General features: G+C 62.3%; 15 protein-coding genes and 1 riboswitch. Of the genes, 4 read left to right on the forward strand and 11 right to left on the reverse strand.

Features of this window, described 5'->3' with window-relative positions; translation table 11 throughout:
* Positions 1–63: 63 nt before the first annotated feature.
* From HX855_RS08780 to cobO, 6 genes are read right to left on the reverse strand one after another with little or no spacing between them, the layout of a single operon-like run.
* Positions 64–1,515, reverse strand: a complete 1,452-nt coding sequence (locus HX855_RS08780; protein ID WP_177082380.1) for a cobyric acid synthase — start codon at positions 1,513–1,515, stop codon at positions 64–66.
* Complete coding sequence (gene cobD, locus HX855_RS08785; RefSeq protein WP_177082382.1) at positions 1,512–2,501, reverse strand: threonine-phosphate decarboxylase CobD; 990 nt, start codon at positions 2,499–2,501, stop codon at positions 1,512–1,514. The genes HX855_RS08780 and cobD overlap by 4 nt, the downstream gene beginning before the upstream one ends.
* The gene (gene cbiB, locus HX855_RS08790; protein WP_177082384.1) at positions 2,494–3,402 is read right to left on the reverse strand and encodes an adenosylcobinamide-phosphate synthase CbiB; all 909 of its coding nucleotides are present in this window, start codon (positions 3,400–3,402) and stop codon (positions 2,494–2,496) included. Before cbiB ends, cobD begins: the two co-directional genes overlap by 8 nt.
* Positions 3,399–4,049, reverse strand: a complete 651-nt coding sequence (gene bluB, locus HX855_RS08795) for a 5,6-dimethylbenzimidazole synthase (RefSeq protein WP_177082386.1) — start codon at positions 4,047–4,049, stop codon at positions 3,399–3,401. The genes cbiB and bluB overlap by 4 nt, the downstream gene beginning before the upstream one ends.
* A complete protein-coding gene (locus tag HX855_RS08800) occupies positions 4,046–5,437 on the reverse strand; it encodes a cobyrinate a,c-diamide synthase (protein ID WP_177082388.1) in 1,392 nt (463 codons plus the stop codon). The genes bluB and HX855_RS08800 overlap by 4 nt, the downstream gene beginning before the upstream one ends.
* Positions 5,434–6,045 carry a cob(I)yrinic acid a,c-diamide adenosyltransferase gene (cobO, locus tag HX855_RS08805; RefSeq protein ID WP_003210751.1) on the reverse strand — a complete coding sequence of 204 codons (612 nt, stop codon included), beginning with the start codon at positions 6,043–6,045 and terminating at the stop codon, positions 5,434–5,436. Before cobO ends, HX855_RS08800 begins: the two co-directional genes overlap by 4 nt.
* Before the next feature lie 79 nt (positions 6,046–6,124).
* A riboswitch (cobalamin riboswitch) is annotated at positions 6,125–6,362 on the reverse strand.
* Between the two features lie 99 nt (positions 6,363–6,461).
* On the opposite strand from cobO, the gene HX855_RS08810 reads away from it, so the two are divergent.
* A complete protein-coding gene (locus HX855_RS08810) occupies positions 6,462–7,775 on the forward strand; it encodes a sorbosone dehydrogenase family protein (protein WP_177082390.1) in 1,314 nt (437 codons plus the stop codon).
* Positions 7,776–7,902: 127 nt separating this feature from the next.
* Here the strand turns inward: HX855_RS08810 and HX855_RS08815 are convergent, their stop codons facing one another.
* From HX855_RS08815 to HX855_RS08835, 5 genes are all read right to left on the reverse strand, one after another.
* Positions 7,903–8,445, reverse strand: coding sequence for a C40 family peptidase (locus tag HX855_RS08815; protein WP_177082392.1), 543 nt, complete (start codon positions 8,443–8,445; stop codon positions 7,903–7,905).
* Between the two features lie 144 nt (positions 8,446–8,589).
* Entirely contained in the window at positions 8,590–9,234 is a 645-nt protein-coding gene (locus tag HX855_RS08820) for a C40 family peptidase (RefSeq protein ID WP_177082394.1), read from the reverse strand.
* A gap of 213 nt (positions 9,235–9,447) precedes the next feature.
* Entirely contained in the window at positions 9,448–10,152 is a 705-nt protein-coding gene (gene hda, locus HX855_RS08825) for a DnaA regulatory inactivator Hda (RefSeq protein ID WP_032857040.1), read from the reverse strand.
* A 217-nt stretch (positions 10,153–10,369) separates the two neighbouring features.
* Positions 10,370–11,443, reverse strand: a complete 1,074-nt coding sequence (locus tag HX855_RS08830; protein WP_177082395.1) for an AI-2E family transporter — start codon at positions 11,441–11,443, stop codon at positions 10,370–10,372.
* Between the two features lie 53 nt (positions 11,444–11,496).
* A complete protein-coding gene (locus HX855_RS08835) occupies positions 11,497–12,537 on the reverse strand; it encodes a DUF2066 domain-containing protein (RefSeq protein ID WP_177082397.1) in 1,041 nt (346 codons plus the stop codon).
* 359 nt (positions 12,538–12,896) lie between these two features.
* On the opposite strand from HX855_RS08835, the gene purM reads away from it, so the two are divergent.
* Genes purM through HX855_RS08850 form a run of 3 tightly spaced genes read left to right on the forward strand, consistent with a single transcriptional unit; the run spans position 12,897 to position 15,339 of the window.
* Entirely contained in the window at positions 12,897–13,955 is a 1,059-nt protein-coding gene (purM, locus tag HX855_RS08840) for a phosphoribosylformylglycinamidine cyclo-ligase (RefSeq protein WP_177082399.1), read from the forward strand.
* Positions 13,956–13,966: 11 nt separating this feature from the next.
* Positions 13,967–14,617 (forward strand): phosphoribosylglycinamide formyltransferase, encoded by a 651-nt coding sequence (purN, locus tag HX855_RS08845; RefSeq protein WP_177082401.1) that lies wholly within the window; start codon positions 13,967–13,969, stop codon positions 14,615–14,617.
* 8 nt (positions 14,618–14,625) lie between these two features.
* A complete protein-coding gene (locus HX855_RS08850) occupies positions 14,626–15,339 on the forward strand; it encodes a DUF3108 domain-containing protein (protein ID WP_088426114.1) in 714 nt (237 codons plus the stop codon).
* Positions 15,340–15,434: the final 95 nt, after the last annotated feature.

Consider the following 15,434-nt stretch of genomic DNA (forward strand, 5'->3'; position numbering starts at 1 on the left):
CTGTAAGAGCGGAACCATAGGAGGCCGTTACCGCAGGAATGGATATGTACACGGTGCAACAGCTCAAACCCCACACAACGAACGCAGCAACCCAGTATCCAAATGCTGCTCTACCAAATCCGCCAACCGCTCAATATCCCGCTCCCGCAACCCGTGATAATCCACCTCCTGCACATCCTCCAACCCCGCCCACCGCAACAACGCACTGCACGCCGCCGGCGTCTCAAACAACCCATGCAAATAGGTCCCGAGAATCTGCCCATCCTCACTCTGCGCGCCATCGCTGCGCCCATCGTCCAACTGCACCGCAGGTCTCAATAAACCGGCGCCACTGGTAACGCCCGCGTGGATCTCATACCCACTCACCTCGGCCTCCTCCAGCAACAACCGCCCCCGCACATTGCGCAGCTGCTTCTCTTCTTCCAGCGTCGTACTAAACCCCAACAACCCAAGACCGGCGCTCGAACCGCAAGGCCCTTCCAACCCAAGCGGGTCATGCACCTGCTCCCCGAGCATCTGCAAACCACCACAAATCCCCAACACCTTCCCGCCATAACGCAGGTGCCGCGCCACGGCGGTGTCCCACCCATTAGCCCGCAGATACGCCAGATCACCGCGCACACTCTTCGAGCCCGGCAAAATAATCAGGTCCGCTGCAGGAATCCCCTGCCCCGGCCCCACAAACTGCAAATCCACCTGGGGATGCAACCGCAACGGATCAAAGTCCGTGTGGTTACTGATCCGCGGCAACACCGGCACCACCACCTTGAGCACCTGCGCCGCCTTGTCGATCTGGCGCTGGTCGATGCCATCCTCCGCCTCCAGGTGCAAATCCATCACGTATGGCAACACCCCCACCACCGGCTTGCCGGTACGCGCTTCCAGCCAATCCAGCCCCGGCTGCAACAGCGCAATATCCCCGCGAAACCGGTTGATGATGAAGCCCTTGACCCGCGCCTGCTCGGTGGGCGACAGCAACTCCAGCGTGCCAACCAGATGCGCAAACACCCCGCCTCGATTGATGTCGGCGATCAGCAGCACCGGGCAGTCCACCGCTTCGGCAAAGCCCATGTTGGCAATGTCATTCGCCCGCAGGTTGATCTCCGCCGGTGAGCCCGCACCCTCGACCATCACCACCGGATACGCCGCACTCAACCGCGCATGGGAGGCCAGCACTGCCTGCATCGCGATAGCTTTGTAATCGTGATAAGCCACGGCATTCATGGTGGTCACGGCGCGCCCATGGATAATCACTTGGGAGCCCGTGTCGCTGTTGGGCTTGAGCAGCACCGGGTTCATGTCGGTGTGGGGCGCCAGGTTGGCGGCCTGGGCCTGCACCGCCTGGGCCCGGCCGATCTCGCCACCTTCGGCGGTCACGGCGCTGTTGAGCGCCATGTTCTGCGGCTTGAAGGGCACCACCGGGATGCCCTGGCGCACCAGCCAACGGCAGAGTGCGGTCACCAGCGTGCTTTTGCCCGCGTCGGACGTGGTGCCCTGCACCATCAAGGTACTCATGAGGCGTCCTTGTAGGCGCTCAGCGCCTGTTCCAGCCGCAGCCAGTCGGCCTCGGTGTCCGGCAGGCCGAAACGCAGGCTGCTGTTGTCGACAAACAGGCGCAGCAAAATACCGCGCTGGGCCATGAATTCATGCAGCTGCTCAGCCCGGTCGGTGATCATCCACTGGAACAGCCCGCAGCCGCCCTGAGGCCGCAAGCCATGGCGTTCAAGCAGGTCGTGCAGGCGCTGGCTGGCTGACTCACAACGCAGCCGCTGTTGCGCATGGCCGGCGGTATCGCGCAGGCACACTTGCCCCAGCACCCGCGTCGGCCCGCTGACGGCCCACGGCCCCACCTGTTCGGCGAGCAGCTTGAGCAGCTTGCGTTCGGCCAGCACAAAACCCAGCCGTACCCCCGCCAGGCCGAAGAATTTGCCGAAGGAGCGCAGCACGATCAGCCCGACTTGATGAGCCTCGCTCGCCAGGCTCAGCTGCGGGGTGATGTCCATAAAGGCTTCATCCACCACCAGCCAGCCGCCGCGCTGGGCCAGTCGGGCATGCCAATCCAGCAGACGTTGGGGCGTCAGGCTCAGCCCGGTGGGGTTGTTGGGATTGACCACCACCAGCACGTCGAGGCTGTCGAGGAAGAAGTCGACTTCCTGCTCCAGCACTTCGCGCACGATATAGCCGGCACGACGCCAGGCTTCGGCGTGCTCGGCGTAACACGGCGACAGCACGCCAACTTTGCCCGCCCGGCGCAAGCGCGGCAGCAATTGGATCGCCGCCTGGGACCCGGCCACTGGCAGCACATGGGTTGCACCGTAGTATTCGCAGGCGGCCTGTTCCAGGCCGTCATCGGTTTCAGGCAGGCGTGCCCAGGCCCGCAGCGGGATTTCCGGGATCGGAAACGGCCACGGCGCCAGGCCGCTGGACAGGTCCAGCCACTCGGACTCTGGAATGCCGTACTGCATCGCCGCCTTGCGCAACCGGCCACCGTGTTCAAGCATAAAATTCAGCCCCCACACACAGGATCAGCAACCACAGCCACACGCCGCGTTGCACCAGTTGCCAACCGCGCTCGATGGCGTCCGCATCGGCGGGCGGGCCTTCGCCCAGTTGCGGGCGCTGGTGCAGTTCGCCGTGATAAATCGCCGCGCCGCCCAGTTCCACACCGAGGGCGCCGGCACCGGCCGCCATCACCGGGCCAGCATTGGGGCTGTCCCAAGTCGGGCCCTGGGTGCGCCAGCATTTGAGGGCCAGACGGGTTTTGCCCAGCAGCGCGTAGGTCAACGCCACCAGGCGTGCCGGAATGTAGTTGAGCACGTCGTCGATCTTTGCTGCAGCCCAGCCGAAACGTTCAAAGCGTTCATTGCGATAGCCCCACATGGCATCCAGGGTGTTGCTCAGACGATAGAGCACTACGCCGGGCACGCCAGCAACCACAAACCAGAACAGCGCCGCAAACACCGCATCGCTGCCGTTTTCCAGCACCGACTCGGTGGCCGCGCGGGCGACTTCGGTGTGGTCCAGTTCGCGGGTCTCCCGGCTGACCATGTAGCTGACGCGTTGGCGCGCTTCGTCCAAATCATCACTGCGCAGTGCCTGTGCCACCGGCAGCACGTGTTCGCCGAGGCTGCGCATGCCGAGGGCGCAATACAGTGCGAGAATTTCCAGCACCCAACCGATATAGGGCGCCCACGACAGGGCCGTGGCCAGCAGCGTCAGGGGCACCACCGCGATCACCCACGCCGTGACGCCGTGGCTGCGCCAGCCACGGCCGCCGGAGTTGAAACGTTGCTCGATGCGCCCGGCAAAATTGCCGAACGCCACCAGCGGATGCCAGCGCCTGGGTTCGCCCAGCAGCGCATCCAGCGCCACCGCAGCGACACTCAGCAAGGCCACACTCATTGACTCACTCCCCAAACATTCTCATACAACATGTCACTCAGCGGCCGCGGTTCGGTCCAGCCTTCGAGCTGCAACATCGGTGCCGGGTAGAACTCGGTCACCGGGCCAAGGCATAACACGGCCAATGGTTTGGCCCCGGGCGGCAAGCCCAGCAGGTCGGCCAGGGCCTGGGGTTCGAACAGCGAGACCCAGCCCATGCCCAGGCCTTCGACACGGGCTGCCAGCCATAGATTCTGGATCGCACAGGACAACGACGCCATGTCCATTTCCGGCAAGGTACGGCGCCCGAAGATATGCCGCTCGCGGTCGTCCATCAGCGCGGCCACCAGCACTTCGGCGCAGTCGTTGATGCCTTCGACCTTGAGCTTCATGAACTGGTCGGAGCGCTCGCCGAGGGCTTCGGCGGTGCGTACGCGTTCTTCTTCCACCAGCTGCTGGATCTGGCCGCGCAGGTGGCGGTCGCTGATGCGGATAAACCGCCACGGTTGCATCAAGCCGACACTGGGCGCCTGGTGCGCGGCTTGCAGCAGGCGCTGGAGCAATTCGGGCGCGACCGTGCCACCGCTGAAGTGGCGCATGTCGCGGCGTTCGGCGATGGCGCGGTACACGGCTTCGCGGTCGGCTGCGGGAAAGGCGTTGTCAGTCATGGCCTCTTCGCGAGCAAGCTCGCTCCCACATTGGATTGCGTTTCAACTCGGTCAAGTGTGGGAGCGGGCTTGCCTGCGATGGCGGTCTGAGGGTCCGGTGCAAACAGGGCGGCCACCGCGGCCGGGTTGGACGGGAAATAAAAGTGCACGTAGGACGCCGTCATCCGGCCCTGACGGTAAACCGCCTCGGCGCCGCGCCCGCCATTCGGGCTCAGGCCACGGGCAATCGGCTGCCACTCGGTAGTAGTTAACGAGTGATGGTAGGTGTGACCGCGCAACAGGCCCTCTGGCAGTTCGACATTTTGCAGTGCCAACGCTGCCAGGCGCTTTTGCATCACCGCATCGCCCTGGAGCAGGCCCACCAGTTCAGCACGGGTGCCGTCGACGTCGGTGAGCGAGTCCAGCAGGTAGAGCATGCCGCCGCACTCAGCCAGCAGTGGTTTGCCGGCCGCGTGATGGGCGCGGATGGCGTCGAGCATCGCGGTATTTTCCGACAACGCCTGGTGATGCAATTCCGGGTAACCGCCGGGCAGGTACAGGCTGTCGGCTTCAGGTAATGTGCAGTCGCGAATCGGCGAGAAGAAGCACAGTTCGGCGCCCATCGCCCGCAACAGGTCGAGGCTGGCGCCGTAGGTGAAGGCGAAGGCTTCGTCGCGAGCCACGGCAATACGCACGCCGGCCAGCAACGGTTGGGCCTCGATCACTTCAGGCGCGGCGAATTCCACCGGGGGTGGCAGCGCTACCTCACAACTGCTGCCCAAGGCTTGGGCGGCGGCGTCGAGGCGCAGGTCGAGGTCGTTCAGTTCGCTGGCCTGCACTAGGCCAAGGTGCCGGCTGGGCAACTCGATGCCGGTTTCCCGGGACAGTGCGCCGTACCAGCGCAGGCCTTCGGTGAGGCTGCCTTCGAGCAATTGCGCATGACGCAGCGTGCCTACACGGTTGGCCAGCACGCCGGCGAACGGCAGATCCGGCTGGTAACGCGCCAGGCCCAACGCTAGGGCGCCGAAGGTCTGGGCCATGGCCGTGCCGTCGATCACCGCCAGCACCGGCACGCCAAAGTGCCGCGCCAGGTCAGCGCTGGACGGCGTGCCGTCGAACAGGCCCATCACGCCTTCGATCAGGATCAGGTCGGCTTCCCCCGCCGCTTCCCACAGCAACCGGCGACTTTCCTGCTCGCCCACCATCCACATGTCCAATTGGTAGACCGGCGCACCACTGGCGCGCTCGTGGATCATCGGGTCGAGAAAGTCCGGTCCGCATTTGAACACCCGCACCTTGCGCCCCAGGTTGCGGTGCAAACGGGCGAGCGCGGCGGTGACGGTGGTTTTGCCCTGGCCGGACGCCGGTGCGGCGATCAACACAGCAGGACAGTGACGGGGCTGATTCAAAGTTCGATGCCTTTCTGTGCCTTGATACCGGCCTGGAACGCGTGCTTGAGCATGCCCATTTCCGTCACGGTGTCGGCCATTTCGATCAATTCGGGTTTGGCACCACGGCCAGTGACCAGCACGTGCTGCATCGGCGGGCGGGCCTGCAGGTCGCTGAGTACCTGGTCCAGGTCGAGGTAGCCGTGCTTGAGGGCGATGTTCAGCTCATCCAGCACCACCAGGCCGATGGCCGGGTTCTGCAGCATTTCCCGGGAGACCGCCCAGGCGGCTTCGGCGGCCACAATGTCCCGCGCGCGGTCCTGGGTTTCCCAGGTAAAGCCTTCGCCCATCACGTGGAAGCGCACCTGCTCGGGGAAACGGCGGAAGAACAGTTCTTCGCCGGTGCTGTTGCGGCCCTTGATGAACTGCACCACGCCGCACTGCATGCCGTGGCCCATGGCCCGGGCCAGCATGCCAAAGGCCGAGCTGCTCTTGCCTTTGCCGTTGCCGGTAAGCACCAGCAACAACCCGCACTCGTTCGGTGAATTGGCAATGCGCTCGTCAATCACGGCTTTTTTGCGCAGCATGCGCGCCAGGTGGCGTTCGTCACGATCGGGGGATTCAGTCATGGCAGCTCTCCGTTGGGGCTGGACAAAAACGGCGGGCAGGAAAAAGGTACAGACAGACAGCCAAGCATCGCCCACCGTGATGCTGTTGGATGGATCAGGCCGGTCTCCGGGCTCATGAGTGACATGCAATGCCGAGGGTGCGCCTTCCCATATCGCGGGCGATACAGTGGCTTAAGGCACCGTCTTGACTCATTTACCGTTGCGGGGGCAGCGCCGGAATCGTGGCCTCACTGTAGAAAAGTGCGCTCACTCACCGGCTTCCCTGTTTCACTCAGTCGACGCGTACGCCACAGAGCACCTGAAACAAGCCGCGAAGGTTAGTGGGTTGGGGGTGGAGCGTCAATTAAAGCCGGACACGCGCGTGAACCATCGGGCTGCTACGCGCCTCTACCCTTACAGGTATTAAGGAGAAAACCATGCACAAGACCCGACTTGCCCTACTGATCATGGTCGCCGGCACCCTCGCCGCCTGCGGTGAAAGCTCTACCCTGCAAGTGTCCGACGGCACCGGGCCCTCACCCAAGCTGCCGGAACCGAATAAAACCCTGATCCCCACCGTGAATATCGCCCCGGCGATCGGCTGGCCCGAAGGCACCAAGCCGACTCCGGCCGCGGGCACCCAGGTGGCGGCATTTGCCGAAGGCCTGGATCACCCACGCTGGCTGTATGTGCTGCCCAATGGCGACGTGCTGGTAGCCGAAACCAATGCGCCACCCAAGCCAGATGACGCCAAGGGCATCCGTGGCTGGGTAATGGAGAAAGTCATGGGCCGCGCCGGCGCCGCCGTACCCAGCCCGAACCGCATCACCCTGCTGCGGGACGCCGACCACGATGGCGTGGCCGAAACCCGCACGGTGTTCCTGAAGAACCTGAACTCGCCGTTCGGCATGGCGCTGGTGGGCAACGACCTGTACGTGGCCGACTCCGACAAGTTGCTGCGCTTCCCTTATCAACCGGGCGAAACCTCCATCAAGGAAGCGGGCACCCCGGTGGTCGACTTGCCGGGCGGCAGCATCAACCATCACTGGACCAAGAACGTGGTGGCCAGCAAGGACGGCAGCAAGCTGTATGTCAGCGTGGGTTCCAACAGCAACGTCGGCGAAAACGGCCTGGAAGCGGAACAGGGCCGGGCCGCGATCTGGGAAGTGGACCGCGCCACCGGCCAGCACCGCATCTTCGCCTCTGGCCTGCGCAACCCCAATGGCATGGCGTGGGAACCACAGAGCGGCAAGCTGTGGACGGCCGTCAACGAACGCGATGAAATCGGCAGCGACCTGGTGCCGGACTACATCACGTCAGTACAGGATGGGGCTTTCTATGGCTGGCCGTTCAGCTACTACGGGCAGCACGTGGATGTGCGGGTGAGCCCGCAGAACCCGGACCTGGTGGCCAAGGCGATCGCACCGGACTACGCGGTGGGCCCGCACACAGCCTCCCTGGGACTGACCTTTGCCGACGGCAACACGTTACCGGCACAGTTCAGCAACGGCGCGTTTATCGGCCAGCACGGCTCGTGGAACCGCAAGCCGCACAGTGGCTACAAGGTGATCTTTGTGCCGTTTGAGGCAGGCAAGCCGAAAGGCCAGCCGGTGGATGTGCTGACCGGCTTCCTCAACAGCGATGAGAAAGCCATGGGCCGCCCGGTCGGCGTGGTGATCGACAAGCAGGGGGACTTGCTGGTGGCGGATGATGTGGGGAACAAGGTGTGGCGGGTGTCGGCGGCGAAGTAGCCGATTTCGTAAACACCACACCATAAAGGTGGGAGCGGGCTTGTGTGGGAGCAGGCTTGCTCGCGAATGCGGTNNNGCAAGCCCGCTCCCACACATGCCCAGCCCCCACATCTGGCCTAGTATTTTCCTACGGATTGCGGGCCAGATGCTCCGCCGGCAACACGCGCTTGGCGCTCAGGTAGGCATTCTGCCAATAGGCCTTGGACAGCGTGTCCAGCTTCACCGTACCGCCGGTTTGCGGCGCATGCACAAAACGCCCCTCGCCTACGTAGATCCCGGCGTGGCTGACCTGCGAACCGCCACCGGTGGCGAAGAAGATCAGGTCGCCGGTTTGCAGGTTGTTTTCACTCACATCCAGGGCACGCATCACGATCAGCTCGCGGGTGGTACGCGGCAGGGAGATGCCGGCGGCGTCACGGTAGACGAAACCGATCAAACCACTGCAATCAAAACCCGAGTCCGGCGTGTTGCCGCCCCAGCGATAAGGCGTGCCCACCAGGCCCAGCGCACGAAAAAGCACGTCTTCGGCGGCTGGCGAAAAACTTTGGGTGGCGTAGGTGTTGAACACCGGCTTGGGCTTGACGGCCACGGGAGCAGGCGGAGGACGACTTGCGCAGGCGCTGAGCAGCGCGGCGCAAACGAGAAGAATTAGGCGGGCCGAGGTCGACATGGGCAGAACAATCCTGATCTGGATGCGGCTTTCGCTGCCGAACGCTGAAAACCAGAACGCGCAAGCAAAGCTCGCGCGATCGATTTACAACAATATCCAGAGATTCTAGCGCTTACACGTCAAACTTCAAGTATCACTTTAACTTTACTTGCTAGCCGTAACGGTAGTAGGGGCCATCGCCAGGGCGCGCTTGGCTTCGATGAAGGTTTTGCTCCAGTAGCTGTCGCCCAGGTTGTCGACTCGAACACCACCGCTGCGGCGGCTGCTGGAGTGGATAAACTGGTTATCGCCCAGGTAGATACCGGCGTGACTGACACGACCGCGGCCAGCCGTACTGAAGAAAAGCAGATCACCGGGCTTGAGGTTGTTCCGCGCGACCAGCGGTGCATCCACATTGATCATTTCGCGGGTGGAGCGCGGCAGATTCATGCCGGCTTCCTCACGGAACAGGTAGCCGATGAAGCCGCTGCAGTCGAAACCGGCTTCAGAGGTACCGCCGAAACGGTAACGGGTACCGATCAGGGACATGCCGCGTTCGAGAATGCTGTCGGCCAGAACGGGAAGCTGGTAAGGCTTGCTGCCGGCGAAGTCGGCGAGTTCTTTTTCGGTAGCCTGCTCTTCTTTATAGAAAGCTTCCTGGTAAACCGTGGAAGACTGCGATGCTACGAATTTTGCCTGGGACTGTTGTTGAGTTTTTTGCTGCTCAGCCACGTTTTGAGTGTGGGTGGCGCAACCAAACAACAGGGTAACGAGTGCGAGAGGCACGAGGGGTGCGAAGCGATTTAGCATGGGCACGACCGTGGCTGATGTGTAAAGAAGCCGAGACTATGCCCTCTATCACATCGATTTGCAAATTCAATCGTGATCTATGTGACTTCTTGTTTGGAACATAACATCTAAGCCCTTAACACCCTATACAACCCATTTGCGTGGCAAAAACGGCCCAAACGCAGGTTTTCTGGCGCCTGTAATTTGCCGAAAGCCCCGTTTTCAAAAGGCTGACTACCAGCCGAGGGTTTCCTTGAGGAAGGGAATGGTCAGCTTGCGCTGGGCCTGCAAAGAGGCCTGATCGAGCTGTTCGAGCAAGTCGAACAGTGCGCTCATGCTGCGGGTGCCACGGGTGAGGATAAAATGCCCGACTTCGTCGGTCAGGTGCAACCCGCGACGGGAAGCGCGCAATTGCAGGGCACGCAATTTGTCTTCGTCGGACAACGGGCGCATCTGGAAGATCAACGCCAGGGTCAGCCGCGACTTGAGGTCGGCCAGCTTGACCGGCAATTCACGGGGCGAGGTGGACGCGGCAATCAACAGACGCCGGCCGCTGTCACGCAAACGGTTGAACAGGTGGAACAGCGCTTCTTCCCAATCCGCCCGCCCCGCTACTGCCTGCAAATCATCCAGGCAGACCAGTTCGTATTGTTCCAGGTTGTCGAGAATGCCAATCCCGCGATCCAGCAGCTCGGCCAGCGGCAGGTACACCGCCGGCTCACCCATCTGCTCAAAGCGCAGGCACGCAGCCTGTAACAAGTGGGTACGCCCCACGCCGTCCTTGCCCCACAGATAGATCAAGCTTTCGGTCCACCCGGCGTCGGCTTCGCAGAGCCGCTCGACATAGCCGAGTGCAGCGGCATTGGCGCCTGGGTAGTAATTGATAAAGGTGGCGTCGTCACGCAGACGCACACCTAGGGGCAGCTGAATCGGTTTCATGCTGACTGAACGGCTCCAATCGAACCGTTAGTGGCCTCTGTGTAAAGTTTGCAAAGTTTATACCCGTGACGCCGGGCGCACAATGCAGCAGACCACAAGCAAAATCAAAGGTTTGCGTTAACTTGTTGGATTTGGTGAAGATTGTTTGACGCACTGGCGAAACGCCAGAGCGGTTAAACGACAAACCCGGCCTTGAGCCGGGTTTGTGATGCTGCGGTTATAACTGCGGTTCGTCGCCCCCGGCGTACATGTCCGAATCCTTGTACAAGTCATGCAGATGGCGCACCAGCACCATGATCACCGCCGCCACCGGCAGCGCCAGCAGGATGCCGGTAAAACCGAACAGCTCGCCGCCTGCCAGGATCGCGAAGATCACGGCCACCGGGTGCAGACCGATCCGGTCGCCCACCAGTAACGGCGTCAGCACCATGCCTTCCAGCGCCTGGCCCACCATGAACACCGCGACAATCCCCAGCATCGGGTACAGGTCGCCATGAAACTGGAACAGCCCGGCCACCAGCGCCGCACCAATCCCGATCACGAACCCCATATACGGCACGATGGCCGCCAGGCCGGCGATCAGGCCGATCAACAGCCCCAGCTCCAGGCCGATAGCCATCAGCCCCGCCGCATAGATGATCCCCAGCGCCAGCATCACCAACAGTTGACCACGGACAAAGGCGCCGAGCACCTCATGGCATTCCCCGGCCAGGGAGACGATCCGCTCCTCGCGGTCGCGCGGCAGCAGGCTGCGGATCTTGGCCATCATGATGTCCCAGTCCCGCAGCAGGTAGAACGCTACCACCGGGATCAACACCAGGTTGGTCAACCAGCCGATCAGCGCCAGGCTCGAAGCGGTCGCCTGGCTCAGCACCACACCGACGATGTCGGTGGTCTGGCCCATGTGCTCGCTGATGGCGGCCTTGACCTTGTCGAACTTCCAGAAGCCGTCTGCCAGCCCCAACTTGGCCTGCGCCCACGGCATGGCCGTGTGTTGCAGCCAGTCGAGCATCTGCGGCGCCAGTTCATAGAGCTTGAACAATTGCTTGGCCAGCATCGGCACCAGCACCAGCACCAACGCCGTGATGATCAACGTGAACAAGGCAAACACCGCCACCACGCCCCAGGTACGCGAGAGGCCGATCTTCTCCAGACGATCCACCACAGGATCGAACAGGTAGGCCAACAGCAACGCGACCAGGAACGGCGTCAGGATCGAATGCAGCAGGAACACAAAAACGCACAGCAGGACAATCCCGCCAAGCCACACCCAACGACGCGTATCCGCCATAAACCACTCCATCTGTTATTTGCTTCCTGCTTCTATATAAGGAGGAAGAGTGCTTACCAATGAAAACGTAACTGCGGCGTCGGCTCGACCGGCGCCGGTTGTGCACCTTCCGCCACCGGCTGCGGAGCCGGAGCTTCGCCTGCCGGCACTTCCTGCAACTTGGCCAGGCTCAACTGGCTGCGCAACTGCTCGGCACTGCCGTTCACCCGATACACGATGCGAGTGCCGTCCACACGCACCGGCTGCGCACCAAACGGCTCCAGCAGATGACCGAGGGCCGCGTAATGCTCCAGGTTCATGCCCTGCACTTCCAGCAGCTGATCGCTGGTGGCAGCGCCGGCCTTGACCGCAAAGCGTGGCGCCAGGCGTTCACTGACGGCCAGCAGCACGGCATCGGCCAAGGCGGCAGTGTCAGCGCCGGTGGCTGTGCCCTGCTCGCTTTTATCGCCGAGCCACAGGCGCCATTTGGCCGACCATTGGCCGCCGTCTTCACGGGCATGCACCGCCAGCAAGGCGTCGGCGCCGTAACGCTCGGACGCACCGCGCAACGGCGTGGCGTCGGGGCTTTCAAGATTCGGCGCGGTGGCGACGATTTGTTCGTCCAGGTCTCCCAATGGCAGGCGCAAAGGCAAGCCACGGTGTTGAGCCGCGCGACGCAGCGGCTGGGCGATGGCCTGGCCATCGCCGACCAGGCTGCTGCCTTCGACAGAATCGTTCAGCCACCAGCCGAGGATCGACGGCCGATTACTGCCCCACAGTGCCAAACCGGCGCCACGCAAGGCACGGTCGGTGCTGACCGGGTCGAAATCCACTTGCAGGCTTTCTGGAGGGCCTGCGTCGTAGCCGTATTGGCTGATGATCTGTTGCGGGTCCTTGCGGATCGCCGCCAGGGCCGGGCCATCGGCGGCCTTGGCGTCGCCGGTCAGGCGGATCACCAGGGTTTGCAGGGCACGCTGGGTGGCCTGGTCACGCTCCTGGGGAGACTGACTGCTGACCGGCTCCAGCACTTGATAGAGGCCATTGAGGGTTTCGGCATGACTCGCCAGGCTGACCAACGACAAACAGCCCACAAAAAAATATTTACTCAGACCCATGAAAAAAGATTCCCGAACGACAAATAAGCGGTTGGAACAGACCGCGTGAACACTGTTTAGCAAGGCTGTGACCACAGCGACCGGCAAAACATTCACAAGGCCTCGGTAAGTTTTTGTACTGTCATAACGATAGCGAGTTAAAGGCTATACCTTAATACGGCCCATGACCGACACGATTAGGGATTTTTTTAACGGCTATTGCCCCTGCCCGTCGGCCCGAGGATGGCCGCTGCCCCTCAAGCCTGATAAAATCGCGCGCCTTCGCAGACCGTCAATGGCAGGCCATGCTGAAACGTCAGGTTTCGGTAGACCCGCCGCATTCGGTCGTTACCCCTGAATCCCCCCTAAAGGCCTGGATCATGAGCAAGCAACCCTCCCTGAGCTACAAGGACGCCGGTGTAGACATCGACGCCGGTGAAGCATTGGTCGAACGCATCAAGAGCGTCGCCAAGCGCACTGCGCGCCCCGAAGTCATGGGCGGCCTGGGCGGTTTTGGCGCCCTCTGCGAGATCCCGGCCGGCTACAAGCAGCCTGTATTGGTCTCCGGCACCGACGGTGTGGGCACCAAGCTGCGCCTGGCACTGAACCTGAACAAGCACGACAGCATCGGCATCGACCTGGTTGCGATGTGCGTGAACGACCTGGTGGTGTGCGGCGCCGAGCCGCTGTTCTTCCTGGACTACTACGCCACCGGCAAGCTCAACGTCGAGACCGCCACCCAAGTGGTGACCGGCATTGGCGCTGGCTGTGAATTGTCCGGCTGCTCCCTGGTCGGTGGTGAAACCGCTGAAATGCCAGGCATGTACGAAGGCGAAGACTACGACCTGGCCGGTTTCTGCGTCGGTGTTGTAGAAAAATCCGAAATCATCGACGGCTCCAAAGTCGCGGCCGGTGACGCCCTGCTGGCCCTGCCATCGTCCGGCCCGCACTCCAACGGCTACTCGCTGATCCGCAAGATCATCGAAGTGTCGGGCGCCGACATCGAAACCATCCAGCTCGACGGCAAGCCCCTGACCGACCTGCTGATGGCCCCGACCCGCATCTACGTGAAGCCGTTGCTCAAGCTGATCAAGGACACTGGCGCGGTCAAGGCCATGGCCCACATCACCGGTGGCGGCCTGCTGGACAACATCCCGCGCGTACTGCCAAAAGGCGCCCAGGCGATTGTCGACGTGGCCAGCTGGCAGCGCCCGGTAGTCTTCGACTGGCTGCAAGAGAAAGGCAACGTCAACGAAACCGAAATGCACCGCGTGCTGAACTGCGGCGTGGGCATGGTGATCTGCGTGGCTCAAGAGCACGTTGAAACCGCATTGAACGTGCTGCGTGAAGCCGGCGAGCAGCCTTGGGTCATCGGCCAGATTGCCACCGCCCCTGAAGGCGCTGCCCAGGTTGAACTGAAGAACCTCAAGGCACACTGATGCAAGGGCAGATGTCCCAGACCTGTGATGTCGTGGTGCTGCTCTCCGGCACCGGCAGTAACTTGCAGGCCCTGATCGACAGCACGCGTACCGGCGACAGCCCGGTGCGCATCGCTGCGGTGATCTCCAACCGCAGCGACGCCTACGGCCTGCAACGCGCCAGGGACGCGGGTATTGACACCCGCTCCCTGGATCACAAGGCTTTCGACGGCCGTGAGGCCTTCGACAGTGCCTTGATCGAACTGATCGACACCTTCAATCCAAAACTCGTGGTACTGGCCGGTTTCATGCGCATTCTCAGCGCTGACTTCGTACGCCATTACAACGGGCGCCTGCTGAATATCCACCCGTCCCTGCTGCCCAAATACAAAGGGTTACACACCCACCAGCGCGCCCTGGAGGCCGGCGACACCGAGCACGGCTGCAGCGTGCACTTTGTCACCGAGGAACTCGATGGCGGGCCTCTGGTCGTACAGGCAGTAGTTCCGGTAGAGTCTGCGGACTCGGCGCAGACACTTGCGCAACGGGTTCACACCCAGGAACACAGGATTTACCCGCTGGCTGTTCGCTGGTTCGCTGAGGGGCGGTTGATTCTTGGCGACCACGGTGCATTATTGGACGGTCAGTTACTGGCGGCCAGCGGCCACTTGATTCGAACCTAGGAGACTTTATGCGTCGCGCCCTGCTCTTCGCTTTTGCGCTGTTCGCCTTGCCTGCCGTGCAAGCGGCAGACCTTCACCCTTTCTCCGCCAGCTACACCGCCGACTGGAAACAGTTGCCCATGAGTGGTTCGGCAGAACGCAGCCTGACCAAGAATGACAACGGCACCTGGACCTTGAATTTCAAGGCTTCCATGATGATCGCCAGCCTGACTGAAACCAGCGTGATCCGCTTCGACAAGGACGCCCTGCAGCCGCAGAGCTACACCTTCGAACGCGGTGGCCTGGGCAAGGCGAAGAAGATCAACCTGGACTTCGACCGCACGGCCAACAAGGTCACCGGCTTCGAAAACAAGGACCCGGTCAACGTCGCCCTTGAAAGCGGCATGATGGACAAGTCGACCTACCAGCTTGCCCTGCAACGCGACGTGGCCGCCGGCAAGAAAAGCATGAGCTACCGCGTGGTCGAGGGTACTGATACCGACACCTACGACTTCCGCGTGATCGGCCCGGAAAAGGTCCAGACCAAAGCCGGCTCCATCGATGCGATCAAGGTCGAGCGCGTGCGTGACCCGACTCAAAGCAAGCGCATTACCCAAATGTGGTTTGCCAAGGACTGGGGCGGCATCCTGGTTGCCCTGCGACAGGTCGAGACCGACGGCAAGGAATACAACATCATGCTGCAAGACGGTACCGTTGACGGCAAGGCCGTCAAAGGCAGCTGATCTTCTGTGCAGTGAAAGAGCCTCGCTGATCGCGGGGCTTTTTTTCGCTTGGGACTTTTGGAACACCCCATTCCCCTGTGGCGAGCGGGCTTGCC

Source organism: Pseudomonas sp. IPO3778, from assembly GCF_013386825.1.
Taxonomy (GTDB): Bacteria; Pseudomonadota; Gammaproteobacteria; order Pseudomonadales; family Pseudomonadaceae; genus Aquipseudomonas.

What these genes read in the sequence shown, in the direction of transcription:
- HX855_RS08850 (WP_088426114.1), top strand. Translation starts at nt 14,626, where the DNA reads ATGCGTCGCGCCCTGCTCTTCGCTTTTGCGCTGTTCGCCTTGCCTGCC.
- cobD (WP_177082382.1), bottom strand. Translation starts at nt 2,501, where the DNA reads ATGCTTGAACACGGTGGCCGGTTGCGCAAGGCGGCGATGCAGTACGGC.
- HX855_RS08810 (WP_177082390.1), top strand. Translation starts at nt 6,462, where the DNA reads ATGCACAAGACCCGACTTGCCCTACTGATCATGGTCGCCGGCACCCTC.
- cbiB (WP_177082384.1), bottom strand. Translation starts at nt 3,402, where the DNA reads ATGAGTGTGGCCTTGCTGAGTGTCGCTGCGGTGGCGCTGGATGCGCTG.
- hda (WP_032857040.1), bottom strand. Translation starts at nt 10,152, where the DNA reads ATGAAACCGATTCAGCTGCCCCTAGGTGTGCGTCTGCGTGACGACGCC.
- HX855_RS08780 (WP_177082380.1), bottom strand. Translation starts at nt 1,515, where the DNA reads ATGAGTACCTTGATGGTGCAGGGCACCACGTCCGACGCGGGCAAAAGC.
- HX855_RS08835 (WP_177082397.1), bottom strand. Translation starts at nt 12,537, where the DNA reads ATGGGTCTGAGTAAATATTTTTTTGTGGGCTGTTTGTCGTTGGTCAGC.
- HX855_RS08830 (WP_177082395.1), bottom strand. Translation starts at nt 11,443, where the DNA reads ATGGCGGATACGCGTCGTTGGGTGTGGCTTGGCGGGATTGTCCTGCTG.
- purM (WP_177082399.1), top strand. Translation starts at nt 12,897, where the DNA reads ATGAGCAAGCAACCCTCCCTGAGCTACAAGGACGCCGGTGTAGACATC.
- HX855_RS08815 (WP_177082392.1), bottom strand. Translation starts at nt 8,445, where the DNA reads ATGTCGACCTCGGCCCGCCTAATTCTTCTCGTTTGCGCCGCGCTGCTC.
- purN (WP_177082401.1), top strand. Translation starts at nt 13,967, where the DNA reads ATGTCCCAGACCTGTGATGTCGTGGTGCTGCTCTCCGGCACCGGCAGT.
- bluB (WP_177082386.1), bottom strand. Translation starts at nt 4,049, where the DNA reads ATGACTGACAACGCCTTTCCCGCAGCCGACCGCGAAGCCGTGTACCGC.
- cobO (WP_003210751.1), bottom strand. Translation starts at nt 6,045, where the DNA reads ATGACTGAATCCCCCGATCGTGACGAACGCCACCTGGCGCGCATGCTG.
- HX855_RS08820 (WP_177082394.1), bottom strand. Translation starts at nt 9,234, where the DNA reads ATGCTAAATCGCTTCGCACCCCTCGTGCCTCTCGCACTCGTTACCCTG.